This is a genomic window from Streptomyces sp. NPDC028331 (assembly GCF_055565775.1).
This window is the reverse complement of the sequence record NZ_JBVHTR010000014.1, coordinates 112795-136363: the sequence shown is the minus strand read 5'-3', so window position 1 is coordinate 136363 and position 23569 is coordinate 112795. Positions and strand designations below refer to the sequence as shown.

23 protein-coding genes are annotated in these 23569 nt (G+C 72.3%); 15 read left to right on the top strand and 8 right to left on the bottom strand.

Features of this window, described 5'->3' with window-relative positions; genetic code table 11:
* The first annotated feature begins 14 nt into the window (after positions 1 to 14).
* The 4 genes from ACZ4SW_RS21710 to ACZ4SW_RS21695 all read left to right on the top strand — a co-directional run bounded on the left by ACZ4SW_RS21710 (position 15) and on the right by ACZ4SW_RS21695 (position 4102).
* A complete protein-coding gene (locus tag ACZ4SW_RS21710) occupies positions 15 to 260 on the top strand; it encodes a hypothetical protein (RefSeq protein ID WP_468246589.1) in 246 nt (81 codons plus the stop codon).
* A gap of 3 nt (positions 261 to 263) precedes the next feature.
* Positions 264 to 641: a toxin Doc gene (locus ACZ4SW_RS21705; protein ID WP_468246585.1), complete on the top strand. Its 378-nt coding sequence runs from the start codon at positions 264 to 266 to the stop codon at positions 639 to 641.
* Between the two features lie 528 nt (positions 642 to 1169).
* A complete protein-coding gene (locus tag ACZ4SW_RS21700; RefSeq protein WP_468246581.1) occupies positions 1170 to 2861 on the top strand; it encodes an RICIN domain-containing protein in 1692 nt (563 codons plus the stop codon).
* 140 nt (positions 2862 to 3001) lie between these two features.
* On the top strand, positions 3002 to 4102 hold the full coding sequence (locus ACZ4SW_RS21695; protein WP_468246577.1) for a glutamate--cysteine ligase 2: 1101 nt from the start codon (positions 3002 to 3004) through the stop codon (positions 4100 to 4102).
* A 7-nt stretch (positions 4103 to 4109) separates the two neighbouring features.
* On the opposite strand, the gene ACZ4SW_RS21690 is transcribed toward ACZ4SW_RS21695, so the two are convergent.
* Both ACZ4SW_RS21690 and ACZ4SW_RS21685 read right to left on the bottom strand, forming a co-directional pair.
* Positions 4110 to 5183 carry a 2-hydroxyacid dehydrogenase gene (locus ACZ4SW_RS21690; protein ID WP_468246574.1) on the bottom strand — a complete coding sequence of 358 codons (1074 nt, stop codon included), beginning with the start codon at positions 5181 to 5183 and terminating at the stop codon, positions 4110 to 4112.
* Complete coding sequence (locus tag ACZ4SW_RS21685) at positions 5180 to 6349, bottom strand: lactate 2-monooxygenase (protein WP_468246570.1); 1170 nt, start codon at positions 6347 to 6349, stop codon at positions 5180 to 5182. The genes ACZ4SW_RS21690 and ACZ4SW_RS21685 overlap by 4 nt, the downstream gene beginning before the upstream one ends.
* 153 nt (positions 6350 to 6502) lie before the next feature.
* Between ACZ4SW_RS21685 and ACZ4SW_RS21680 the strand changes: the two genes are divergently transcribed.
* Both ACZ4SW_RS21680 and ACZ4SW_RS21675 read left to right on the top strand, forming a co-directional pair.
* Positions 6503 to 7672, top strand: coding sequence for a PucR family transcriptional regulator (locus tag ACZ4SW_RS21680; protein ID WP_468246565.1), 1170 nt, complete (start codon positions 6503 to 6505; stop codon positions 7670 to 7672).
* A gap of 176 nt (positions 7673 to 7848) precedes the next feature.
* Positions 7849 to 8214 carry a MerR family transcriptional regulator gene (locus ACZ4SW_RS21675; protein ID WP_468246559.1) on the top strand — a complete coding sequence of 122 codons (366 nt, stop codon included), beginning with the start codon at positions 7849 to 7851 and terminating at the stop codon, positions 8212 to 8214.
* Here the strand turns inward: ACZ4SW_RS21675 and ACZ4SW_RS21670 are convergent.
* Both ACZ4SW_RS21670 and ACZ4SW_RS21665 read right to left on the bottom strand, forming a co-directional pair.
* A complete protein-coding gene (locus ACZ4SW_RS21670) occupies positions 8178 to 8549 on the bottom strand; it encodes a hypothetical protein (RefSeq protein WP_468246555.1) in 372 nt (123 codons plus the stop codon). The genes ACZ4SW_RS21675 and ACZ4SW_RS21670 overlap by 37 nt on opposite strands.
* A gap of 80 nt (positions 8550 to 8629) precedes the next feature.
* Complete coding sequence (locus ACZ4SW_RS21665; protein WP_468246552.1) at positions 8630 to 9058, bottom strand: Hsp20/alpha crystallin family protein; 429 nt, start codon at positions 9056 to 9058, stop codon at positions 8630 to 8632.
* A 218-nt stretch (positions 9059 to 9276) separates the two neighbouring features.
* Here ACZ4SW_RS21665 and ACZ4SW_RS21660 point away from each other — a divergent pair, with 218 nt between their 5' ends.
* From ACZ4SW_RS21660 to ACZ4SW_RS21645, 4 genes are all read left to right on the top strand, one after another.
* Entirely contained in the window at positions 9277 to 9618 is a 342-nt protein-coding gene (locus ACZ4SW_RS21660; protein ID WP_468246883.1) for a J domain-containing protein, read from the top strand.
* A 48-nt stretch (positions 9619 to 9666) separates the two neighbouring features.
* On the top strand, positions 9667 to 11529 hold the full coding sequence (gene dnaK, locus ACZ4SW_RS21655; RefSeq protein ID WP_468246546.1) for a molecular chaperone DnaK: 1863 nt from the start codon (positions 9667 to 9669) through the stop codon (positions 11527 to 11529).
* A 2-nt stretch (positions 11530 to 11531) separates the two neighbouring features.
* Positions 11532 to 12056 (top strand): nucleotide exchange factor GrpE, encoded by a 525-nt coding sequence (grpE, locus tag ACZ4SW_RS21650; protein ID WP_468246542.1) that lies wholly within the window; start codon positions 11532 to 11534, stop codon positions 12054 to 12056.
* 433 nt (positions 12057 to 12489) lie between these two features.
* The gene (locus tag ACZ4SW_RS21645) at positions 12490 to 12924 is read left to right on the top strand and encodes a protease inhibitor (protein WP_468246537.1); all 435 of its coding nucleotides are present in this window, start codon (positions 12490 to 12492) and stop codon (positions 12922 to 12924) included.
* A 139-nt stretch (positions 12925 to 13063) separates the two neighbouring features.
* Here ACZ4SW_RS21645 and ACZ4SW_RS21640 read toward each other — a convergent pair whose 3' ends face one another.
* Together ACZ4SW_RS21640 and ACZ4SW_RS21635 are read right to left on the bottom strand one after the other, a co-directional pair.
* Positions 13064 to 13252, bottom strand: a complete 189-nt coding sequence (locus tag ACZ4SW_RS21640) for a hypothetical protein (protein WP_468246534.1) — start codon at positions 13250 to 13252, stop codon at positions 13064 to 13066.
* A gap of 76 nt (positions 13253 to 13328) precedes the next feature.
* Complete coding sequence (locus ACZ4SW_RS21635) at positions 13329 to 15569, bottom strand: beta-xylosidase/alpha-l-arabinosidase (protein ID WP_468246526.1); 2241 nt, start codon at positions 15567 to 15569, stop codon at positions 13329 to 13331.
* A gap of 281 nt (positions 15570 to 15850) precedes the next feature.
* Between ACZ4SW_RS21635 and ACZ4SW_RS21630 the strand changes: the two genes are divergently transcribed.
* From ACZ4SW_RS21630 to ACZ4SW_RS21615, 4 genes are read left to right on the top strand one after another with little or no spacing between them, the layout of a single operon-like run.
* Positions 15851 to 17143 (top strand): extracellular solute-binding protein, encoded by a 1293-nt coding sequence (locus ACZ4SW_RS21630; protein WP_468246521.1) that lies wholly within the window; start codon positions 15851 to 15853, stop codon positions 17141 to 17143.
* 6 nt (positions 17144 to 17149) lie between these two features.
* On the top strand, positions 17150 to 18148 hold the full coding sequence (locus tag ACZ4SW_RS21625) for a carbohydrate ABC transporter permease (protein WP_468246515.1): 999 nt from the start codon (positions 17150 to 17152) through the stop codon (positions 18146 to 18148).
* A complete protein-coding gene (locus ACZ4SW_RS21620; protein ID WP_468246509.1) occupies positions 18145 to 19017 on the top strand; it encodes a carbohydrate ABC transporter permease in 873 nt (290 codons plus the stop codon). Before ACZ4SW_RS21625 ends, ACZ4SW_RS21620 begins: the two co-directional genes overlap by 4 nt.
* A 58-nt stretch (positions 19018 to 19075) precedes the next feature.
* Positions 19076 to 20140, top strand: a complete 1065-nt coding sequence (locus ACZ4SW_RS21615) for an endo-1,4-beta-xylanase (RefSeq protein WP_468246503.1) — start codon at positions 19076 to 19078, stop codon at positions 20138 to 20140.
* Between the two features lie 51 nt (positions 20141 to 20191).
* On the opposite strand, the gene ACZ4SW_RS21610 is transcribed toward ACZ4SW_RS21615, so the two are convergent.
* A complete protein-coding gene (locus ACZ4SW_RS21610) occupies positions 20192 to 21241 on the bottom strand; it encodes a LacI family DNA-binding transcriptional regulator (RefSeq protein ID WP_468246496.1) in 1050 nt (349 codons plus the stop codon).
* A gap of 327 nt (positions 21242 to 21568) precedes the next feature.
* Between ACZ4SW_RS21610 and ACZ4SW_RS21605 the strand changes: the two genes are divergently transcribed.
* Complete coding sequence (locus ACZ4SW_RS21605; RefSeq protein WP_468246489.1) at positions 21569 to 22432, top strand: Cof-type HAD-IIB family hydrolase; 864 nt, start codon at positions 21569 to 21571, stop codon at positions 22430 to 22432.
* 3 nt (positions 22433 to 22435) lie between these two features.
* Here the strand turns inward: ACZ4SW_RS21605 and ACZ4SW_RS21600 are convergent, their stop codons facing one another.
* On the bottom strand, positions 22436 to 23440 hold the full coding sequence (locus ACZ4SW_RS21600; protein WP_468246481.1) for a zinc-binding alcohol dehydrogenase family protein: 1005 nt from the start codon (positions 23438 to 23440) through the stop codon (positions 22436 to 22438).
* Positions 23441 to 23569: the final 129 nt, after the last annotated feature.

Genomic DNA, 23569 nt, shown 5'->3' with positions numbered 1-23569 from the left:
GTACCGTTGTCGGCATGCCAGCCCTCAACGTGGAGTTCAGTGATCGGGAGCTGGAGGACCTGCGGCAGATCGCCAAGGAGCGCGGTACGTCGATGAAGGCCCTGGTGCGCGAGGCCGCCGCGGCCGACATCGCCCGCCACCGGGCCCTTCAGGAGGGCGCCGAGGCCTTCCGCCGGTTCTTCGCCACACACGCCGACGAGTTCGCGGCGGCCTTCCCGGACGACGAGCCAGCCGTGAAGGGCGAGGGGCGGGACGCCTGACCGATGACCTCCGTCATCCACATCGACGTGCCCTGGCTGCTCCAGCGTCACGAAGAGGTCCTGCCGGACCAGCCCGTCGTCAACGACTTCTCCGCGCTGGTCGCCGCGGTCGCCCGGCACCGCGTGGACCCGCCCCGCCTCGGTGTGGACTCCGACCCGGCCTGGCGCGCCGCCGCCCTGCTGCACACCCTCGCGCTGCTCAAACCCCTGCCGGCCGCGAACGCCCGCTTCGCCTGCGCCACCGCGGTCGCGTACATGTTCGTCAGCGGCGTCGGCATCGACCCGCCCTACGGCGCCCTCGTCGACCTCACCCGTGACCTGATCTCCGGCAAGGCCGACGTCTACGGCGCCGCGGACCGACTGCGGTCCTGGCAGATCTGACCGGGCACCGTCCCGCCCGCCTTCGGGGCCGCCGACCGAGGGCGGGAGATCGGGGTCGGCGGCCCGTTGCGCGCGGCAGTGCCGCCGTGCCGCGCGGGGCCGTGGAGAAGGCCGGTCCCCAGTGGACTACGGAGTTCGCCGGGACGGGAGTGTGCGTGCGGCACCGGTGCGGGCACACGGTTCACACGGGGTGCGTGGGACGGCGAAAACGGTTACTGCAATGGGGAGTTGGCGCCGAGGGTTCCCCGTTCCCCTTTCCTGTTGCCGATGTTGTTCAAGTGCCTTGTTGGTCATCAGTGTCCTGTGCAAAGGTGATGGCCTGTCTGCGCAGGGGCAATGGCCGGGGCGGCATCGCTGCTCGCTATTCCGGGCCGCCGGCGAGCTCAAAAGGCTCATCCGCCGACGGTCGCCGTGCAGCCGTCATCCCCGACCTTTTCCCGGCGCCGGCGCCGAAAAGGCCCACCGACCGGGTCCTTTCGGCGAGCCGAACTCCGTGTGCAGCCTTGCGCCCTGGAAGGAACCCGCTCAGTGCACGCCCCCCACCCCCCGCGTCCGTCCCATCCGCCCCGTCCCGGCACGGCACCGGGAGAATCGGACGAAAGCCTCGCCGCCCGGCTCAGAGGCCGGCCCGTCGGCGAGACCACTCTGCCCGTCGCACTGCTGATGGCCCGGCACTGGCAGGCGGCGTACGACTACGCCGTCATCTGCCTCGCCTCCTCCGGCAATATCGCCGCGATGGCCACCGCCGCCGCCTTCCACCGGGTGCTCGGCGACCTCGCCCGCTCCCGTTCCGTCGTGGCGCTGCGGCCGCGGCTTCTCGTGGCGGTCCGGGACACGGTCGCGGAATGGGCGGCGGAGGACCGGATATCCGGTGTTCTGCCGGAGTTGCGGAAACCCGCGGGGGCCCGCGGTATGCGCGCCGCGAAGTCCCCCACCCCCGAAAACAGCGCCCTCGCCGCACACGCTTTCCACACGCTGCCGCCACTCTCCCAGTCACTGCTCTGGCACACCGAGGTCGAAGCCGAACACATATCGGTCCCGGCCGTTCTGCTCGGCATGGACTCCCAGACGGCCGCGGCCGCACTGGAACAGGCACGCGAACAATTCCGGGCGGGCTGTGTACGCGCCCACCGGGAACTCGCGCCGCACCCCGAATGCCGCTTCCATAACCGGCTCCTCGATATTCCCCTGCGCCGCGGCGGCGACCTGCTGCCCGAGGTCCACCAGCACATCCTCGAGTGCCTCTACTGCCGTTCCGCCGCCGAACAGCTCCGCCGGTTCGAGGACGGCCTCGGCGGGCTGCTGGCCGAGGCGGTGCTCGGCTGGGGCGCCCGCCGCTACCTCGACTCCCGGCACGGCCGCACCCCGCACCCCGCGCGCACCGGCTCGCGAGGCCGGCGCCCGGGCGGCGGCGGACGTCACCGGCTGCTCACCCGCGTCCCGGCCACCGGCCGCAGGATCACGGCGGGAGAGCACAACACCCGGACGCTGCTGGCCGGTGTCGGCTTCGCCACCGTGGCCGTCCTGCTGACCCTGCTGGTCACCGGAGTCTGGTCCGACGACGGCAGTGGCGCCGACCCGGTCGCCTCGACCAGTGCGAGCGCCGGCGGGGGCGCCCCCTCGCCCCGCTCGCAGACGCCGCCCGGCACGGCCGGACTTCCCGTCGCCCCCCAGGAGACCCGGCTGCGCGCCGTCGCCGCCGGCCTCTGCCTCGACATCCGCGGCACGGTGCGGGCCGGCGCGGGCACCCGGCTGGCGACCTGCTCGTCGGCGTGGACCCAGAAGTGGTCGTACGAGAGCGACGGCCTGCTGCGCAGTGTCGCCGACCCGGGAATGTGCCTCGACTCCCACGCCCCCGACGGGGCCGTCACGCTCGCCCCGTGCGTCGACGCGGGCCAGGCGCACGCCGACGACGTCCGTTACGACCTCACCGTGGGCGGCGAGTTGCTGCCGCGCTGGGGCGCGGGCCTCGCCGTCACGCCCGCGAGCGACGCCCCGGACGCCGGCATCGTCGTCAGGGACCGCGACGGCTCCGACGCCCAGCGGTGGGCCACCGACGACCGCTCCGCCGCACCCCGGTCGCTGTCCGTCGCCGGGACGGAGGAGCCGCCGACGACACCGGTCGGCACCGAGCCACCGCTCACGGCACCGGCCCCGCAGTCCGCCGGCCCCCACGGGCGGCCTGCGGCCGTGACCGGACGCACCGCGAAGACCGTCTGAGCCGCGGTCCCGCCCCACCGCGACACACGGCGAGCGAGCCGCTGCTTCCGACTACCGTCCGTCCGGGAGGGTAGTCGGGGTGGGCGGATGACCCCGTGATCCCCGGGTGTCGCGGCAGACGGACAGAGAGGCGGCATGACGTGCGGACCGTCGGAGTGGAAGAGGAACTCCTCCTGGTCGACCCGGAAACAGGTGAGCCGAAGGCGCTGTCGGCCGCGGTGCTCGCCCGCGCCGCGCTGGACGACGCGGACGAGGGCCTGTTCGAGAAGGAGCTCTATGGCCAGATGCTGGAGTTCGCCACGCACCCGCAGACGGACATGACGCGACTCGGCGCCGAGATCGTCCGCTGCCGCAGGGAGGCGGCCGAGCACGCCGGGGAGATCGGCTGCACGGTGGCCGCGCTGGCCACCTCACCGCTGCCGGTGAGCCCGTCCATCAGCATGAACCGCCGCTACCAGTGGATGGCCGAGCAGTACGGCATCGCCACACGGGAACAACTGGTCTGCGGCTGCCATGTGCACGTCTCGGTCGAGTCGGACGAGGAGGCCGTCGCGGTGGTCGACCGCGTGCGGCCCTGGCTCCCGGTACTGGTCGCCCTGAGCGCCAACTCCCCGTTCTGGCAGGGCAGGGACTCCGGCTACGACAGCTACCGCAGCCGGGTGTGGGGGCGCTGGCCCTCCGCGGGGCCGACCGAGCTGTTCGGGTCGCCCGAGCGGTACCACCGGCGGGTGGCCGACATGGTCGCCACCGGAGTCATCCTCGACGAGGCGATGGTCTACTTCGACGCGCGCCTGTCCGAGCGGTACCCGACGGTGGAGATCCGGGTTCCCGACGTCTGCCTGCACGCGGACACCGCGCAGTTGATCGCCACCCTCGCCCGCGGCCTGGTGGAGACCGCCGCGCGCGAGTGGCGGGAGGGCCGGGAGCCGGTGGACCACAGCGTGAGTCTGCTGCGGCTGGCCGCCTGGCAGGCCGCCCGGGCCGGCCTGGCGCGAGAGCTGCTGCACCCGAGGACGATGCGGCGCATGCCGGCGGAGTCGGTGGTGCGGGACCTGCTCGACCACGTCGGTGAGGCGCTGGCCGGCACCGGTGACCTCGACCGGGCCGACCAGGCCGTGACCGGACTGCTGGAGCGGGGGAACGGCGCCCGGGTGCAGCGGGAGCTGATGGAGCGGACCGGGAGCCTGCGCGAGGTCGTCCTGGAGTGTGTGCGCCACACCCAGGGGGAGCACCTGTCCTGAGGTGGCGTCAGGACACGACGTCCCTGGGTTCCCCGCCCGCCAGGAAGTCCGCCGCGTTGCGGACCGCCGCCAGCGCGATGCGCACCAGCGTCTCGCGGGTGACACCGGCGACATGCGGGGACAGCACCACGTTCGGCGCCTTGAGCAGGCGCAGGGTCGGGGTGGGCGGTTCGGGGTCGAAGACGTCGATCCCGGCCCCGGCCAGCGCGCCCCGCTCCAGCGCGTCGGCGAGCGCGTCCTGGTCTATCAGGGCACCCCGCGCCGTGTTGACCACGAACGCGGTCGGCTTCAGCAGCGCCAGGCGCTCGGCGTTCAGCAGATGCCGGGTCGCGTCGGTGAGCGGCGCGTGCAGCGTCACGTAGTCGGAGGTGCGCAGCAGTTCGTCGAGGTCCACGTACCGGGCGCCGAGCCGGGCCTCCGTCTCCGCGTCCACCGGCTCCGGGCCCGCGTACACGATCGCCATGTCGAAGGCGGCGGCCCGGCGCGCCACCTCCTGGCCGATGTGGCCGAGCCCGACGATGCCGAGGGTCTTGCCGGACAGTTCCGTGATCGACTGCTGCAGCCGGGGCAGCGCCCAGTCGGCGTCGACCAGCGCGGTGTGCGCCGGCACCAGTTGCTTGGCCAGGGCGAGCATGAGCGCGAAGGTCTGCTCGGCCACGTTCTGCTTCTCGGCGCCGCTGGAGCCGATGGTGCACACGGGGATGTTCCGGGCACGGGCCGCGTCCAGGTCGACGTAGTCGAAGCCATGGCTCGCGCACTGGATCAGCGTCAACTCCGGTGCCGCGGCGATGTGTTCGGCGGTGACGGGGCCCAGTCCGGTGACGATGACATGCGCCGCGCGCAGCGCCGCGGGATCCTCGCCGGTCGTCTCCACCACGGTCACCCGGGCGTCGGCGGGGAAGAGGGTGGCGAGCGCGGCGCCCGCCTGCCGCCCGCCCACGTGCGGCGAGACGACGGCAAGGACGTTCTTGGTGCCTGCCGTGTCCGCCGCGTCGGCCGTATCTCCCGTGTCTGCCGTCTCTGCCGTGACGGTCGTGTCGCTCGTGTCGCTCGTGTCGCTCGTGTCGGTCGTGTCGCTCATGGGGTTTCCTCGATCAGGTCGGCGGGGCCGAGAGTGGCGGGGCGGGCGTGCCCGGACAGGGCGAGGGTGAGGTCGAACTCGGCGAGCAGACAGCGGATGACATGCTCGACGCCCGCCTGGCCGTCGAGCCCCAGCCCGTAGGCGTACGGCCGTCCCAGGAGCACCGCCCGCGCGCCCAGCGCCACCGCCTTGAACACGTCGTCACCGGTGCGGATCCCGCTGTCGAACAGCACGGTCAGCCGGTCCCCGACCGCCTCCACCACCCGCGGCAGCGCGTCCGCGGCGGCCACGGAACCGGCCACCTGCCGGCCGCCGTGGTTGGAGACCACCACACCGTCCATCCCGGCGTCGGCGGCCGCACGGGCGTCGTCGGGGTGCAGGACGCCCTTCAGGACGATCGGGCCGTCCCAGTGTTCACGCAGGAAGGCCAGGTCCGGCCAGGTCTTGCCGGGATCCGCGAACATGTTCACGAAGTGCAGCACGGCCGCGTCGGGGTCCTCGTGCACCGGCTTGGCGAGGCCCGCCTGGAACGCGGGGTCGGTGAAGTGGTTCGCGGTGCCCACGCCGTGCAGGAACGGCAGATACGCCTGGTCCAGGTCGCGGGGCCGCCAGGCCAGCAGCGGCGTGTCCAGCGTGACGAACAGTGCCGTGTAACCCGCCGCCCTCGCCCGGGTCAGGAAACTGCGGGTGACCTCGCGATCCTTCGCCCAGTACAACTGGAACCAGCGCTCACCGTCGCCCGACGCCTCGGCGACCTGCTCCATCGGCGTGCTGGACGCCAAGGACAGGATGTACGGCACGCCCTGCGCCGCAGCGGCCCGAGCCGCCGCCGGCTCCGCGTCCGGATGCATGATCGACAGCACGCCGATCGGAGCCAGGGCCAGCGGTGCGGGCAGCCGCCGCCCCAGCACCTCGACGGTCAGATCACGTTCGTGCACGTCCCGCAGCATGCGCGGCACGATCCGGCGCCGTTCGAGCGCGGCGCGGTTCGCCCGGGCGGTGCTGCCGGTGCCCGCACTGCCCGCCACATAGCCGACTGGGCCGGGTCCGAGCCGCCGCTCGGTCAGCTCCTCCAGCCGGGTCAGATCGGTGGGCAGCCGCGGTACGGCGCCCGTCATGCCGTTGAGATAGATCTCGTACTGGAAGTCGGCCCAGTGCTTCGCCATCCCGTACCTCCCGCCGCTCGTCCTGGAGACCGCGCCGTACGGCCGCGCCGTACGACCGTGCTGTACGACCGAGCCGTACGCCGACGATCCTGGCGACCGTGACAAGGCCCGTCCACCGTGGTGCGCACATCGCACGGCTGGAATCATCACCCTGTGACAAGTGAGCCGCTCGAGCCCCGGAGTGCCGTCCGGGCGGAGATCGTCGCCGACCCGCGGGTCGTGGAGGCGGTCGTCGCCGCCGTCCACGCGACGGTCCCGGTGTACGCCGCGCTCGACGGCAGCCGGCTCCCGGAGGTGCGGGCCATCGCGGCCTGGGGCGTGGAGCGGCTGTTGCACCTGTGGGCCACCGACGGCGCCCTGGAACCGGCCGATCTGCGCCGCTTCCGCGGGATCGCGGCGGCCCGCGCGGCCGACGGCCGGCCCGTGCAGGCCGTGCTGCGCGCCTACCGGGTGGCCGCGACCGTCCTCACCGACCAGGTCGCCGCCCGTGCCCGCGCCCTCACGGCGGCGGACGGCCTCGCACTGGCCCGGGTGCTGCTGACGGCCCTGGACACGCTGTCGGAGGAGATGGCCACGGCGTACGCCGCGACCACCGAGGACCTGTCCGGGGACCGGGACCGCGCGCTGCGACTGCTGCTCGACGACCTGATCGCCGGCCGGCACGCCTCGGCGGGCGCGCTGACGGACCGCTCCGCCCGGCTGGGCGTCCAGCTCCCCGACCCCTACTGCCTGCTGGTGGCCGAGCCCACGACCGGGGGCGGCCCCGACATGTCGTACGAGGCCGCCGCAGGGCTCGGGGGCGCGCTCGCCGACGGCGCCGCGTCACTGTCGACGGTGCGGGGGTCCCGCGCCGTCCTGCTGCTGCCCGCCACGGCCACCGGCAGGGCGGCGGCGCTCCTGGACGCCCGCGCGTGGCGTGGCTGTGCGATCACCGGCGAGGGCCTGGACCGGGTGGCCGTCGCCCACCGGCTGGCGGCCGACGCCCTCGACACGGCCCCCGCCCACGCCCACCGGCCCGGCCGCCTCCTCACGGACGCCGACGCCCACGTCCTCGCCCTGCTCGCCGGCCGCCCGGCCGCCACGCCGGAGCACATCGCCCGCCTCGTCCTCGGACCGCTCACCGAGCCGGAGCAACGCCACCTGCTCCAGGCCCTGACGGCGTACATCGACACGGGCTCGGCCACCGCCGCCGCCCGCGCTCTGCATCTCCACCCCCAGTCCCTGCGCTACCGCCTGCGCCGCGTGCACACCCTGACGTCCCGCGACCCCCGCGACCCCTGGCAGCGCCTCACCCTGGACATCGCGCGCACGCTCGCCCCCTGACCGGCGTCACGTCCCTGGCCCCGCCACCCACCCTGGCCACCGCCCTTCCGTGCGCGCAGCGGAGGAATCGTCCACTGCGCGCACATGGCCCGGTTGCGCTCCGACCCTGTTCTCGGACAGACAGGAAATCTGTAACCTGAGTTCGAGGTCTGGCCCGTCGGACCGAGGAGCCGAGAATGGCGTCCCTTTCCATCGACGATGCCGATGCCGCGCTGTACACGATCGGTCAGGTCGCCGAGATACTGGGCGTCCAGCCCGCCTTCCTGCGGCGTCTGGACGCCCACGGCATCGTGGTCCCCTCCCGTTCCGCGGGCGGCCAGCGCCGCTACTCCCGTCGGGAGATCGACCGGGTCGCCGAGGTGATGGACCTGATCGCCGAAGGGGTGACCCTGCCGGGAGTGCGGCGCGTGCTGACGCTGCGCGAGCGGGTGGGGACCCTGGAGGAGGACCTGGCCGCCGCGCGCGCCGCGGCCGCTGCGGCCGCGGCGCGGAGCGGGACGGACGGTCACCCGGACGAGCGCCCGGAAGCCGCCTCCGGCTGAGGATGGGCGTCGGCGGACAACAGCGGTGCGTCGTGCCGCTCCGGGCGGTGGCCGCCTTCCCCGGTCACCGCGCTGCGCGGTGCTTGTGAGCCGCCGGGCAGCGGCACCGGGCGGCGCGCCACCAGGCGGCCGACCCAGCGGCGGCCGCAGTGCGCGCACGGCGGTGCACCCTCCAGCGTGTACGGGGAGGGCACAGGGGTGTTGTCGCGGTAGAAGTACTCCCACTCGTCCCCGTGGCCGTCCACGGACCGCTGGACGTCGTAGTCGACGCTCCAGCGGTGCCAGCAGGAGCCACAGGTGAACTCGACACGTTCGACGGCCAGTTCGGTGATCACATACACCACCTCCGGTCGGTTCGCAGCGGACGGACGCTCCGGGCGGCGCCCACGGGGGCGCCCGCCGGGTCCGGTGTCTGTCACGTGGTGGTCTGCCGGGCCTCCCGCTCCGCGCGGCTGATCTCGATCCGGCGGGGCTTCGCCCGGTCCACCACCGGGATGCGCAGCGTGAGCACGCCGGCCTCGTACTCGGCGGTGATCCGGTCGACGTCCAGGGATTCGTCCAGGAACAGCCGGCGGCTGAAGACACCGTGGGGCCGCTCGGCGACCAGCAGGGCCGCCTCCTCCACGTCGGGAGCGGGACGCTCGGCCCGCGCGGTCAGGACGTTGCGCTCCACGTTCACGTCGACGGACTCCGGATCGACGCCCGGCAGATCGAAGTGGACGATGAAAGAGGCCCCGCTCCGGTACGCGTCCACGGGCATCGGTGCCGGGCCGGGGAGGGCGCCGGCGACCTGCTGGGCGAGCCGGTCGAGGTCACGGAAGGGTTCGGTACGCATGAGGATCATCGGTCGACCCCTTTCGCCTGGCGGAGACCGTCCGTCCGGGTTCCGGGCTCCGGGAGCCCGGAGTGCCCACCGACACCCCCTATACCCCGCTGGGTCAGTCTTGACAAGAGGTGACTCAAGTTTTATTCAGACTAGTGAAGAAGTCAGGTGCGAAACCGCAGCCCGGAGGGGCAGTCGCCGGGCCGCTCGCAGTCGGCGAGGAGGTGGGACCGGTGGACATGCGGACAGCCGCCGGCGCCGTGCCGGACCCGTACGACGTCCTCGGGGTGGACCCCTCGGCCCCGGCCGAGCGGATCACCTCCGCGTACCGGCGCCTGCTGCGCCGACTGCACCCCGACACCCGGTCGGACGAGGTGCCCGAGGAGGCGTTCGCGCGGGTGCTCGCCGCCTACGAAACCCTCCGTGACCCCGCCGCTCGCGCGGCCCTCGACCGCCGTCGGCGCGCGGCTCCCGCCCCGGCCCGGCGTGTCGCGGCCGTCGTGACGACCGGCACCGGACGGATTCCGGCGCGGACGCCACTGCTGCGCGCGGGTCCGGTCCGGGTGCGACGGACCCTCTGACCCGCTTGACCCGCTGGAGGAAGACGGACGACGAGGAGGGAGAGCCCCATGGCACGTCCGGTCGGTATCGACCTCGGCACCACGAACTCGGTGGTCTCGGTGCTCGAAGGCGGCGAGCCCACCGTCATCACCAACACCGAAGGAGCCCGGACCACGCCGTCGGTCGTGGCGTTCGCCAAGAACGGCGAGGTGCTGGTCGGCGAGGTCGCCAAGCGGCAGGCGGTGACCAACGTCGAGCGCACCGCACGCTCCGTCAAGCGCCACATGGGCGACCAGAGCTGGCGCTTCCCGGAGAGCGGCACCATCGACGGCAAGCAGTACCGGGCCCAGGAGATCTCCGCGCGCGTGCTGCAGAAGCTGAAGCGGGACGCGGAGGCCTACCTCGGTGAGGACGTCACCGACGCGGTGATCACCGTGCCCGCGTACTTCGACGACGCCCAGCGGCAGGCCACCAAGGAAGCCGGGGAGATCGCGGGTCTCAACGTCCTGCGGATCATCAACGAGCCGACGGCGGCCGCGCTGGCGTACGGACTGGACAAGGAGAACGACCAGACGGTCCTCGTCTTCGACCTCGGCGGCGGCACCTTCGACGTGTCCCTGCTGGAGATGGGCGAGGGCGTGATCGAGGTGAAGGCCACCAACGGCGACACCCGGCTGGGCGGCGACGACTGGGACCAGCGGCTCGTCGACCACCTGGTGAAGCAGTTCAAGAACGCCTACGGGATCGACCTGTCCAAGGACAAGATGGCGGTGCAGCGGCTGCGCGAGGCCGCCGAGAAGGCCAAGATCGAGCTGTCGAGTTCGTCCGAGACGACCATCAACCTGCCCTACATCACCGCGTCCGCCGAGGGCCCGCTGCACCTGGACGAGAAGCTCACCCGCGCCCAGTTCCAGCAACTCACCGCCGACTTGCTGGAGCGCTGCAAGGGGCCGTTCCACCAGGCGGTGAAGGACGCCGGAATCAAGGTGTCCGACATCGACCACGTGATCCTCGTGGGCGGCTCCACCCGCATGCCGGCGGTGACCGACCTGGTGCGGGAACTGACCGGCAAGGAGCCGCACAAGGGCGTGAACCCGGACGAGGTCGTGGCCGTCGGCGCGTCGCTGCAGGCCGGTGTCCTCAAGGGCGAGGTCAAGGACGTCCTGCTCCTCGACGTCACCCCGCTGTCCCTCGGCATCGAGACCAAGGGCGGCATCATGACCAAGCTGATCGAGCGCAACACCACCATCCCCACGAAGCGTTCGGAGATCTTCACCACGGCCGAGGACAACCAGCCGTCCGTGCAGATCCAGGTCTTCCAGGGCGAGCGCGAGATCGCGGCGTACAACAAGAAGCTCGGCATGTTCGAGCTGACCGGTCTGCCGCCCGCCCCGCGCGGTGTGCCGCAGATCGAGGTGTCCTTCGACATCGACGCCAACGGCATCATGCACGTCACGGCGAAGGACCTCGGCACCGGCAAGGAGCAGAAGATGACCGTCACCGGCGGCTCCGCCCTGCCGAAGGACGACATCGACCGCATGGTCCGCGAGGCCGAGCAGCACGCCGAGGAGGACCGCACGCGCCGCGAGGCCGCCGAGACCCGCAACCAGGGCGAGCAGCTCGTCTACCAGACGGAGAAGCTCATCGCCGACAACGCGGACCGGATCCCCGCCGACGTGAGGAGCGAGACGGAGGGTGCCCTCGCCGAACTGAAGGAGAAGCTCAAGGGCGACGACACCGCGGCGATCCGGCAGGCCCTCGACAAGGCCGCCGCAGCGGCCCAGAAGATCGGCAGCGCCATGTACGAGAAGACGCGCGCGGAGGGCGGCGCGACCTCGGAGCAGGGAGCGGCGACCGGTGGTGCCAAGGCCGAGGAGGAGGTCGTGGACGCCGAGATCGTGGACGACGACGACACGTCACGGGCGGGCTGACCATGGACCGGAGCCGGCCGCAGAGCACGGAGTTGCGGCGTCTGCTCGACGAGCGCACCGCCGACCTGCAGCGGATGAAGGCCGAGTACGACAACTACCGCAAGCAGGTGCGGCGCGACCGGATGGCGGTGCGCGAGATCGCCGCCGAGAACGTCCTGCGCGCACTGCTGCCCGTGCTGGACGCCGTCGAGGCCGCCCGCAGGCAGGAGGCGATGACACCGGGTCTCCGGGCCGTCGCGGACGTCCTGGAGACCCAGCTCGGCTCCGTGGGGTTGCAGACGTTCGGGGAGGAGGGCGAGCCGTTCGACCCCGAGTGGCACGAGGCGGTCACCCATGTGATCGCCCCGGACGCCGACACCCTGACCTGCACGGAGATCCTGACCCCCGGCTACCGGGTCGGCGACCGCCTGCTGCGCCCGGCCCGGGTGACGGTCACGGGGCCGCCGCCGTCCGGCGCCACCCGCGTCGATGACGGGGCCGAGGGGCCGCGGGCCGACGCCGAACGGGGCGGCCCCGCCGCGGGCTGACGCGGGAGTCCGGCCAGGGGGTGAGCCGACCGGTTCGGCCCACCCCCCCCGTGTGCGCCCGGGGCCCCGGCCCTCGGCGTCCGGTCCCCGGGCCGCGGCGAGCCGTGGCCCGCAGCCGCCGGGGGAAGACAGCGCTTGCTCAAGCGGCTAAGCGGAATGTTTCAGGCCTATTGCCGAACAGGGGGAATCCGGCCATCCGACCGATTTCAGTGACCCTCAACCGCTCAGTTTCAGGCCTCGAGCGTTCGACTTCTGTGACTTCACGCCACTGTTTCAATACTCAAAGTTACTGAAATGTGCGGTGCCGATGTGAGTTTCGTGTCGGGAGTCGGCAGACTCGCGCTCGCCGAACCGGCACCCCGACCGGACGGCTCCGGCACACGTTCCGTCGGAGCTGTGCCGCCGACCCGACCCGAGCGGAAGGATGCACACGATGCCGAACACCGCGCGCTGGGCAGCGACCCTCACCCTGACGGCCACCGCCGTCTGCGGCCCCCTCACGGGGTCCGCGCTCGCCGCCCCGACCGCCGCCCCCGCGAGCCTCTACGCCCCTTCGGCGCTCGTGATGACCGTGGGCCACGGCCAACAGGCCGCCACCGCCACTCCGGAACGCGCGGTCACCTTGAACTGCGCCCCGACCGCCTCCGGCAGCCACCCCGACGCCCCCGACGCCTGTGCCGAACTCCGCGCCGTCGGCGGCGACTTCGACGCCCTGACCTACCGGGAGGGCGTCATGTGCACCAAGTTGTACAACCCGGTGGTCGTCACCGTGCAGGGCGTGTGGCAGGGCAAGCGCGTCGACTACCAGCGCACCTTCGCCAACGAGTGCGTGAAGAACTCCTACGGGACCTACGTCTTCGCGTTCTAAGAGACCGGGATCGCGCGGACTGACGCGAGCATGGATCCAAGGCTCGTGACTGGGGAGTGCGAGCCCTGTCGCGGCGCGCCACGCGATCCCCCGCCGGGGGCCGGCCGGACAGAGTGGGGCTGCCGGCCGGCCCCCGGAATCACTTGGCCGTGACGGCCCAGCGCCCCACCTCCCGGAAAGCTGAGTCGTATACGGCCGACTCGTCTCCGGGCTTCATGTCGTAGTGCTTGAGGTTCCCGCCCCAGTACCGCAGAATCCGCCCCAACTCCTCGGCGGCGTTCCCGTCCCAGCCGTTCTCCCCCATGTCGACCTCCAGGACGAACTTCACGCGGGCGCCTCCCTTTCGGCGGTGATCGATGTGGATTCGACCCCGATCGTTTCACCGCAGCGGCCGGGCCGCCCGGCTATTTCACGCTCACCTCGCACCCGAAGCGGCGGTCGTGCCCCAGCACCCGCTTCCCGCCCGTCAGCGTCAGCTCGACCGTGTGGCGGGTGTCCGTGCTGGAGGCGGCCAGATCGATGAAGAGCGAACCCGGTTCGAGGATCCGTGAGCCGTCGGGGCCCGTGTAGGCCGCCACGTCCGCCGGTACCGTGACCTGGACCACCGCGGACTCCTGTGGCCGCAGCGGCACCCGTGCGTAGCCGATCAGCCGGGTCACCGGACGCGTCACCCGGGCCACGGGAGTGCGCAGATAGATCTGCACGACCTCGGTGCCGGCGCGCTCCCCGGTGTTGCGGACCGTGAGCCGCAGCGAGGTCTCGCCGTCCGTGGCCAGGACCGGGTCGTCGACCTGCGGCGTCTCCCAGTCGAAGCGCGTGTACGACAGCCCGTGCCCGAACGGGAACAGCGGGGTCGGGTCGATGGAGCTCGCCCCACTGAGGTGTCCCAGCGGCGGGGTGAGGTACGTCCACGGCTGTCCGCCGGGCTCCCGCGGCACGCTCACCGGCAGCCGCCCCGAGGGGTTGACCCGGCCGGACAGCACCCCGGCGACGGCCCGGCCGCCCTCCTGCCCCGGGAAGAACGCCTGCACCACGGCGGCCGCCCGGTCGGCCCAGCGGCCCAGCGCATAGGGCCGTCCGGTCAGCAGCACGAGGACCACCGGGGTCCCGGTCTCCAGCAGCGCGTCCAGCAACTCGCCCTGGCCGTCGGGGAGTTCCAGGTCCGGCGCGTCACAGCCCTCACCCGAGGTGCCGCGCCCGAACAGCCCTGAGCGGTCCCCGAGCACCGCGATGCACACATCCGCCCCGGCGGGGTCGTCGACGAGCCGAGCACTCGGGAACTCCGCCGCCAGCGCCTCCCGCACGGTCGGCACCGCCACCCCCATCTCCACATCGGGGTGTTCCACGCCGACATGGCGCGGGAAGGCGTAGCAACCCATCATCCCTGCGGGGTCGTCGGAGAGCGGGCCCACGACGGCGATCCGCCCCCCGTCGCCGAGCGGCAGCACACCGCCCGTGTGCGCGAGCAGCACCACCGACTCCTCGGCGACCCGCGCCGCCAGCTCCCGCAGCCGCGGCGGGTCCAGGTCGAGGACGGGCGGCGGCTTGGGCGCCCAGTCCGGGTCCAGCAGCCCGAGTTCGCACTTCTGGGTCAGCACACGCAGCACGGCGCGGTCGACCGCGGGCTCGGGTGCCTCACCCGAGCGGACCGCCTCGAGCAGGGGGCTGCCGAAGCAGCGTACGGCGGGCAGTTCCACGTCGACGCCCGCGGTCAGGGCCAGTGCGGCGGCCCCGCCGGGGGAGCCCGTCACGCGGTGGGCGGACTCGAGGAAGGACACGGCGAAGTAGTCGGAGACGACCGTGCCCTGGAACCCCCATGTCTCCCGCAGCAGTTCGGTCAGCAACGGCGCGTGGGCGTGGGCGGGCAGTCCGTCGAGGTCGTTGTAGGCGGGCATCACCGACCGTGCCCCGCCGTCGCGCACCGCCATCTCGAACGGCGGCAGGATCACGTCCGCCAGCTCCCGCGGTCCCATCGACACGGGCGCGTGGTTGCGGGCGCCGCGCGAGGCCGAGTAGCCCGCGAAGTGCTTCAGCGTGGCGATGACCCCGGCGGACTGCAGGCCGCGCACGTAGGCCGTGCCGATGGTCCCCACCAGGTACGGGTCCTCGCCGATCGACTCCTCGGTACGGCCCCAGCGGGGGTCGCGGACCACGTCGAGCACGGGCGCGAGCCCCTGGTGGACGCCGGCCTCGCGCAGGCCGTCGCCGATGCCGGCCGCCATCTCCGCGATCAGTGCCGGATCGAAGGACGCGCCCCACGCCAGCGGCGTCGGGAAGACCGTGGCGCGCCAGGCGGTGAAGCCGGTCAGGCACTCCTCGTGGGCCAGTGCGGGAATCCCGAAGCGGTTCGCCGCCACGATCCGCCGCTGCAGGGCCGCGAGCCGTGCGGCACCTTCGGCCGGGTCGACCGGAGCGGTACCGAACGGGCGGGTCACCTGGCCCAGTCCATGGGGGAGCAGGGCATCGACGGCGACGTCCTCGGACACCTCGTGCTGGAGCGGGGCCACGTCCTCGCCGCCGTCGGCGGAGGAGCCGGGCCAGACGCTGTAGAGCTGGGCGAGTCTCTCCTCCAGGGTCATCCGGGCCAGCAGATCGGCCGCGCGTACGGGGGCGGGCAGCGTCGTGTCCTGCCAGGGCTGGACCATGGAACTCCTTGATCCCAGGGGTTTCCGGAATCCGTCAGAAATTCTCGGACGGACGTGCTCGGAAGTTACGGGGCGACCCAGAGGCTGTCAACGCCCCCGAACGGCGTTCCGGTTGAGGAGAGATTCGCGGCGTACAGGGGGTTGCCACGTTTCATGGGCTGTCTCTAGGGTGCGGCAGCAGTCCCGTTTCCGGAGCGTTTCGGAAATTTTCAGTCCTGGCTGTTCTGATCAACTCGTCGGACGGATGTGGACGTTCCGTCCCGTACCCCAAGGAGCTCATGATGGGCGACCCGGCTCTGTCCCGCCGCGGCTTCCTGGCCGCCTCCGCCGCCGGCCTGGGAATGACGGCACTGAGCGCCTGCGGAGGCGGCGGCTCGGACGGAGGGTCGTCGGGGACGACCACGATCGAGTGGTGGAACATCACCACCACGAACCCCGCGAAGAGCGTCTGGGCCTCCCTGGCCCGGCAGTTCGAGGCACAGAACCCCAAGGTGAAGATCAAGATCGTCGCGCTGGAGAACGAGGCGTACAAGTCGAAGATGACGGCGCTGACCGCTTCCGGGAAGCTGCCGGACATCTTCCACACCTGGGGCGGTGGCGTCCTCAAACAGCAGGTCGACGCCGGGCTGGTCGAGGACCTCACCGACAGCACCAAGGCGTGGAGCGGCTCGCTGCTGTCGGTGGCACGGCAGCCGTACCTGCTGGACGACAAGGTCTACGGCATCCCGTTCGACATGGGGATGGTCGGCTTCTGGTACAACAAGGCGCTCTTCCGGCGGGCCGGCGTGAGCACGCCCCCGACCACCTGGAGCGCGTTCCTCGACGCCGTGCGCAAGCTGAAGTCCGCCGGCATCACGCCCATCGCCCTCGCGGGCAAGGAGAAGTGGCCCGGCATGTACTACTGGGCCTACCTCGCGATGCGCACCGCCGGCATCGACGCCCTGCAGAAGGCCAGTGACAGCAAGGACTTCACGGGAGCGGGGTTCGTACAGGCCGGTCAGCACCTGAAGGACCTCGTCCAACTGCAGCCGTTCCAGACGGGCTTCCTCGGCGCCGCCTACTCCACCCCCACCGGCCAGGCCGCGGCCGTCGGCAACGGCAAGGCGGCCATGGAGCTGATGGGCCAGTGGGCGCCCCAGACGGAGCAGAGCGAAGGCAAGGGCATCGGCAAGGACCTCGGCTTCTTCCCCTTCCCCGCGGTCGAGGGCGGCAAGGGCTCCCTCACCGAGGTGTTCGGCGGAGGGGGCGGGCACGCCCTGCGCAAGGGCGCCCCGCAGGCCGCGATCGACTTCCTGAAGTTCTTCGCCTCTGCGGCCACCGACCGGACCCTGGTCGCCAAGACCGGAGTCATCCCGGTGGTCACCGCGGCCGAGGACGCGCTGGCCGACCCCAACCTCAAGGCCGTCAACGGTCAGTTGAAGAGCGCCACCGGCTTCCAGCTCTACCTCGACCAGGCCTACGCGCCCGCCGTCGGCCAGGAGGTCAACGACAGCGTCGCCGCCCTCATCGCGGGCTCCAAGTCGCCCGAGCAGGTCGCGCAGTCCATCACCAAGACGGCGAAGGAAGAGCAGTAGCCGGCGATGACCTCCACCTTCCTCCCGGACAAACGCTCCGGCCCGGGTGCCGTCGTCCCGCCCCCGGCCGCCGCCACGGACCGCGGGCGGGCCCGGCGCCGCGCGCTGCACTGGCTCACCGCCATGTCGTTCCAGCTCCCGGCCCTGGTGCTGTTCGGCGTCCTGGTCCTGCTGCCGCTGCTGTTCGCCGTGTACGCGGCGTTCTTCCGCTGGGGCGGCTTCGGCATGCCCTCCGACTACACGGGCGTCGACAACTTCACCCGGCTCTTCCAGGACCCGGTGTTCCTCGGCGACCTGTGGCGCTGCCTGGTGCTCGTCGTCCTCTCGCTCGCGCTGCAACTGCCGTTCGCGCTCGCCATGGCCGTCCTGCTCAACCAGCGGCTGCGCGGCCGGGCGGTCTACCGGATGCTGTTCTTCGCCCCGTACGTCCTGTCCGAGGCCATCACCGGTGTGCTGTTCAGCATGCTCTTCGCCCCGGACGACGGACTCGCCGACCACCTGCTGGGCGACGTCGGCCTCGGCGGTCTCGGCGGGAAGTGGTTCTCCGACCCCTCCACCGTCATGGCGACCCTGTTCCTCGTCATGATGTGGAAGTACTTCGGCTTCCACATGATGCTCTACCTGGCCGGACTGCAGGCCATCCCGGCCGAGTTGACCGAGGCGGCCCTGATCGACGGCGCGGGGCCCTGGCAGCGGTTCCGCAGCGTCACCCTGCCGCTGCTGGCCCCCACACTGCGCATCAGCGCGTTCCTGTCGGTCATCGGCTCCATCCAGCTCTTCGACCTGGTGTGGGTGGTCACCACCGGCGGCCCCGACCACCACTCGGAGACGATGGCCGTGACCATGTTCCAGTACGGCTTCAAGCGGTACCAGGTCGGCTACGCGAGCGCGATCAGCGTGGTCATGTTCGGCATCAGCCTCGTCTTCGCCGTCGCCTACCAGCGGTTCGTGCTGCGCCGCGACCTCGAAGGAGCCACCACCACGATGCGAGGAGGCGGCGCATGACGCTCACCAGGACCGGCCGTCCCACCACCCGGCGGCCGCGCAAGGGCGCCACCCGGGCGCGCACCCTGCCGGTGCACGCCGTGCTGGTCGTCGTCGGCGCGGTGATGGCCGTGCCCGTGCTGTACGCCCTGCTGTCCGGCTTCAAGTCCACCGACCAGCTCTCCCGCAACCCCATCGGGCTGCCGAGCCCGTGGGTGACGTCCAACTACACCGGCATCCTCGGCTCGGGCTCGTTCTGGCGGATGGTCGGCAGCAGCACGTTCATCGCGGTGGCCACGACCCTCCTCGTCGTCGCGGTCTCCGCACTGGCCGCCTTCTCCTTCGCCCGGTTCGCCTTCCGCGGCCGGGAGGTGCTGTTCACCCTGTTCACCGTGGGGCTGATGTTCCCCTTCGCGGTCGCGGTCCTGCCGCTGTTCCTGCTGCTGCGCTCCATGAACCTGCTCGACAACCCGCTCGGGGTGATCCTCCCGCAGGCCGCCTTCGGACTGCCGGTGACGATCGTCATCCTGCGCGGCTTCTTCCGCCAGATCCCCGGCGAACTGGAGGAGGCGGCCACCCTCGACGGCTGCGGCCCGTACGGCTTCTTCTGGCGGGTCCTGCTGCCCATGGCGCGGCCCGCGCTCGGCACCGTCTCCGTCCTCGCCGTGGTCGGCAGCTGGAACAACTTCCTGCTGCCGCTGCTCGTGTTCAACGAACCCACGTGGTGGACCATCCCGGTCGGCGTCCAGCAGTTCCAGGGCCAGTACGCCTCGGACACCGCACGCGTCTTCGCCTACCTCGTGCTGGCCATGGTTCCGGCGCTCGCCTTCTACGCGGTCGCCGAACGCCAGCTCGTCGGAGGCCTGACCACGGGCGCCACGAAGGGATGACCCACCCGCCCCGCGAACGTACGGCTCAAGCGCACACCTGACTGTGAGGAGTCGCACCATGCGCACGACCACCCCGTCCCGCGCCCGGGCCGGACTCGCCGGCGCCCTCGCCGCCCTCCTGATGGGCGCCGGACTCGCCGCCGGCCCGGCGGCCCAGGCGAAGGAGAAGCCGACGACCCTCGCCGAACTCGCCCAGCGGCACGGCCGCTACTTCGGCAGTGCGACGGACAACCCCGAACTGACCGACGGCGCCTACACCGCGCTCCTCGGCACCGAGTTCGACACGATCACGCCCGGCAACGGCATGAAGTGGTACGCCACCGAGCCGGAACGGGGAGTCTTCGACTGGACCAAGGGCGACGAGATCGTGGACCTCGCCCGGAAGAACCACCAGCGCGTCCGCGCCCACACCCTGGTCTGGCACAGCCAGTTGCCCGACTGGCTCACCTCGCGCGACTGGACGCCGGACGAGCTGCGCGCCGTGCTGAAGAAGCACATCACCACCGAGGTACGGCACTACCGCGGCAAGGTGTACTCCTGGGACGTCGTCAACGAGGCGTTCAACGAGGACGGCACCTACCGGCAGACCATCTGGTACAAGACGCTCGGCCCCGGCTACATCGCCGACGCGCTGCGCTGGGCCCACCAGGCCGACCCGCACGCCAGGCTCTACCTCAACGACTACAACATCGAGGCCACCGGCCCCAAGAGCGACGCCTACTACCGACTTGCCAAGGACCTCAAGGCGCAGGGCGTCCCACTGGACGGCATCGGCTTCCAGACCCACCTGGCACTGCAGTACGGCTATCCGTCCACGCTCGAGGACAACCTGCGCCGCTTCTCGCGGCTCGGCCTCGACACCGCGCTCACCGAGGTCGACGTGCGCATGCAACTGCCCGCCACCGACCAGAAGCTGGCCGAGCAGGCGACCTGGTACCGCGACCTGACCAAGGCCTGCCTGGCCGTGCGCCGCTGCGTCGGAATCACGGTGTGGGACTACACGGACAAGTACTCGTGGATCCCGGCGGTCTTCCCCGGCGAGGGCGCCGCCCTGCCGTGGGACGAGCAACTGCGGCCGAAGCCGGCGTACTTCGCGCTCCGGGAGGCGCTGGGGGAGAAGTAAGGGCGCTCCGCGTCCCGGCCCGGCGGTGCCCGCACCGCCGGGCCGCGCGCGTCAGCCCCCCTTCCGCGGCGGCGCCGTGCTGGCCCGCACGACCAGCTCCGTGCCGAGCTCCACGCGCGGCGAGTCGGGCTGCTCGTCCCGGGCCAGCCGCAGCACCGTACGGACGGCCAGCTTGCCCATCTCGGCCAGCGGCTGGCGCACGGTGGTCAGCGGCGGAGCCGACCAGCGGACTTCCGGAAGGTCGTCGAAACCCACCACGCTCATGTCCTCCGGCACCCGCAGCCCGCGCCGCCGCAGCGCCTCGATCACGCCGAGGGCCATCTGGTCGCTGGCCGCGAAGACCGCGGTCGGCGGCTCGGGCAGGTCGAGCAGACTGTTGCAGCCGGTGAACCCGGACTCGTGGTAGAAGTCGCCGGGCACGATGAGGGACTCGTCGACGGCGATCCCGGCGCCCTCCAGGGCCGCCCGGTAGCCGTCCAGCCGGGCCCGCGAGCACAGCAGCCGGGGCGGGCCCGCGACCAGGCCGATCCTGCGGTGCCTGAGGCTCAGCAGATGCTCGGTGGCCGCCATGCCGCCCGACCAGTTGGCCGCGCCGATGGTGGGCACGTCCAGGGCGGGGGAGCCCGCCGGGTCCACGACGACGATCGGCACCCCCAGAATGCGCAGCTCCTCGTGCAGGACCGGCTCGAGCACCGAGGTGACGAGGATGACGCCGTCGGAGGCCCGGGCCCGCAGGTTCTGCATCCACTCCCGGGCGTCGCCGGAGCGCCCGTGGATCGCCGAGACCACCGTGCCCGCCCCGGCGGCGTGGGCGACCTCCTCCACCCCGCGGATGATCTCCACCGCCCAGGGGCTGTCCAGGTCGTTGAAGACCAGGTCGAGCAGGGCGGCGCGGGTGCCGGCCGCCGAGGCGCGCTTGCGGTAGCCGTTCCGGCGCAGCAGGTCCTCGACCCGGGCGCGCGTCCCCGGGGCCACGTCGGAGCGGCCGTTGACGACACGGGACACGGTGGGCACCGAGACCCCCGCCTGGCGGGCGATCTCCGTGAGATTGACCTTGCCGCGCTCCTCGTGCGCCTCCTCCTCGGCCTCGTGCGCTGCCACGTGCCCCACCTCCGTTGCTCCGGTACGCAATCTCGAAACTTTGCAGAAGTCTTCCGGAAAAACGGCGGTCGTGTGAAGCCGTGTGAGAGCGACGTCCTGCGCCCCCGAGCTTACGCAGGCCGTGTTCGGCATCCCGGACCAGGTCGCGACGGCCTGGCCGGGGCTCCAGGCGCACCCTCGGCCACCCCGGAGAACGGCCCCGGGAGCACCCGCGGCCACCTTGGAGAACAGCGCCCCCTATCATCGGGTGCCGGACGAGGCAATGGCGCCGAGGACAGCAGACCCCCCGCCGAGTGCACCCCCTCGGCCTCACACTGAAAGCAGGACATGTCCTCCACGCCCGCGTGCCTTCTCACCGCCCCCGAGCTGCCGAGCGACCCCGTCGACATCCGGCTCGTCGTCACCGACATGGACGGCACGCTCCTCGACGGCAGCGGACGCATCCCCGACGGGCTGTGGCCCCTCCTCGCCGAGCTGCGCCGCCGCGGCGTGCTGTTCAGCCCCGCCAGCGGCCGCCAGTACGCCACGCTCGCGCGGCAGTTCGCCGACGCGGACGACGGCATGGTCTTCGTCGCCGAGAACGGCACCTACGTCGTCCGCGACGGCGTGGAGCTCAGCTCCGACCCCCTGGACTCCGCGGTGGCCGCCCGCGCCGTCGTCACCACGCGGCGGCTGGCGGCCGACGGCGTGGACGTCGGGGCGGTCCTGTGCGGAAAGAAGTCGGCCTACGTCGAGCGCACGGACGACGCCTTCATGGCCGAGGCGAGCAGGTACTACGCGCTGCTCCAGCCCGTCGACGACCTCACCGCCGTGGACGACGAGTTCCTCAAGGTGGCCCTCTTCGACTTCGGACCCGTCGAGCGGACCACCGCCCCGGCCCTGGAGCCGCTCACGGCCACCCACCAGGTCGTCGTCTCCGGCGAGCACTGGGTGGACATCATGAACCGCACCGCCAACAAGGGCGCCGCCCTCCGCAGGCTCCAGCACGACCTCGGCATCACCCCCGCGCAGACCCTGGTGTTCGGCGACTACCTCAACGACCTCGAGATGCTCGACGCCGCCGAGTGGTCCTTCGCCATGGCCAACGCCCACCCGGATGTGGTCCGCCGCGCCCGCTACCTCGCTCCGCCCAACACCGAGAACGGCGTCCTGCGCACCATCGGCCGTCTGCTGCACCTGCCCACGCGCTGACCCTCACCAGTCGTTCACCAGCACGGCCGCCCCGTCGAAGCGCCCCGCCTTCAGATCGCCGAGCGCCCGCTGCGCCCCGGACAGCGGGTAGGGGTGCGTGGTCGCCCGTACGCCGTACCGGGCCGCCAGGTCCAGGAACGCGCGGCCGTCCTCGCGCGTGTTCGAGGTGACGCTGCGCAGCTCCTTCTCGTAGAACAGCTCGCTCTCGTAACGCAGCGCGGGCACGTCGCTCAGATGGATGCCCGCGACGGCCAGCACCCCGCCCCGGTCCAGCGCCCGCAGCGCCACCGGGACGAGATCGCCGGCCGGCGCGAAGAGGATCGCCCCGTCCAGCGGCTCCGGCGGCAGGTCGGCGGCACCGCCCGCCGACGCGCAGCCGAGGTCGAGCGCGAGCCGCCGGGAGGCCTCGTCGCGGGTCAGCACATGCACGGTGGCCCCCTGCGCCAGCGCGACCTGCGCACACAGGTGCGCGCTGCCGCCGAACCCGTACAGCCCGAGGCGCCCGCCCGGCGGCAGCGACGTCCGCAGCAGCGCCCGGTAGCCGATGATGCCCGCGCACAGCAGGGGTGCGGCGGAGACGTCGTCCACGTCCGCGGGCAACCGGTAGGCGAAGGAGGCCGGCACGGTGGTGTACTCGGCGTAGCCGCCGTCGGCGTCCCAGCCGGTGTACTCGGAGTCCGGGCACAGGTTCTCGGCGCCGCGCACGCAGTACCGGCAGGTACCGTCCGTGCGGCGCAGCCATGCCACGCCCGCCCGGTCGCCGGTCGCCCACCCGTTCACGCCCCCACCGATCCCGGTCACCACGCCCACCACCTCGTGCCCGGGCGTCACCCCGGGCCGGCGCACCGGCAGGTCACCCTCGGCCACGTGCAGATCCGTACGGCACACACCGCACGCCCGCACGCGCACCAGCAGCTCACCGGGGCCCGGCACCGGCACCGGCCGCTCCACGAGGGCGAGCGGCTCCTGCTCGACGGGCCCCGGCCGGTCCACCACCCATGCGCGCATCGTGCGCCCCCGTCCCGTCCACGACTGCCTCCTTCCAGTGTCCCCACGCCTGGGCTCCGGCGCGCGGCACGGCCCGGGCGGGCGGCCGGAGCACCGGGGCCCGGCGGCTTCGACGGGCCGTCCCGGGGC

Coding starts and splice junctions, on each gene's coding strand:
- ACZ4SW_RS21605 (WP_468246489.1), top strand. CDS start 21,569: ATGTCCTCCACGCCCGCGTGCCTTCTCACCGCCCCCGAGCTGCCGAGC.
- ACZ4SW_RS21705 (WP_468246585.1), top strand. CDS start 264: ATGACCTCCGTCATCCACATCGACGTGCCCTGGCTGCTCCAGCGTCAC.
- ACZ4SW_RS21665 (WP_468246552.1), bottom strand. CDS start 9,058: ATGATCCTCATGCGTACCGAACCCTTCCGTGACCTCGACCGGCTCGCC.
- ACZ4SW_RS21625 (WP_468246515.1), top strand. CDS start 17,150: ATGACCTCCACCTTCCTCCCGGACAAACGCTCCGGCCCGGGTGCCGTC.
- ACZ4SW_RS21630 (WP_468246521.1), top strand. CDS start 15,851: ATGGGCGACCCGGCTCTGTCCCGCCGCGGCTTCCTGGCCGCCTCCGCC.
- ACZ4SW_RS21660 (WP_468246883.1), top strand. CDS start 9,277: ATGCGGACAGCCGCCGGCGCCGTGCCGGACCCGTACGACGTCCTCGGG.
- ACZ4SW_RS21645 (WP_468246537.1), top strand. CDS start 12,490: ATGCCGAACACCGCGCGCTGGGCAGCGACCCTCACCCTGACGGCCACC.
- ACZ4SW_RS21635 (WP_468246526.1), bottom strand. CDS start 15,569: ATGGTCCAGCCCTGGCAGGACACGACGCTGCCCGCCCCCGTACGCGCG.
- ACZ4SW_RS21600 (WP_468246481.1), bottom strand. CDS start 23,440: ATGCGCGCATGGGTGGTGGACCGGCCGGGGCCCGTCGAGCAGGAGCCG.
- ACZ4SW_RS21615 (WP_468246503.1), top strand. CDS start 19,076: ATGCGCACGACCACCCCGTCCCGCGCCCGGGCCGGACTCGCCGGCGCC.
- ACZ4SW_RS21690 (WP_468246574.1), bottom strand. CDS start 5,183: ATGAGCGACACGACCGACACGAGCGACACGAGCGACACGAGCGACACG.
- ACZ4SW_RS21685 (WP_468246570.1), bottom strand. CDS start 6,349: ATGGCGAAGCACTGGGCCGACTTCCAGTACGAGATCTATCTCAACGGC.
- dnaK (WP_468246546.1), top strand. CDS start 9,667: ATGGCACGTCCGGTCGGTATCGACCTCGGCACCACGAACTCGGTGGTC.
- ACZ4SW_RS21710 (WP_468246589.1), top strand. CDS start 15: ATGCCAGCCCTCAACGTGGAGTTCAGTGATCGGGAGCTGGAGGACCTG.
- grpE (WP_468246542.1), top strand. CDS start 11,532: ATGGACCGGAGCCGGCCGCAGAGCACGGAGTTGCGGCGTCTGCTCGAC.
- ACZ4SW_RS21620 (WP_468246509.1), top strand. CDS start 18,145: ATGACGCTCACCAGGACCGGCCGTCCCACCACCCGGCGGCCGCGCAAG.
- ACZ4SW_RS21675 (WP_468246559.1), top strand. CDS start 7,849: ATGGCGTCCCTTTCCATCGACGATGCCGATGCCGCGCTGTACACGATC.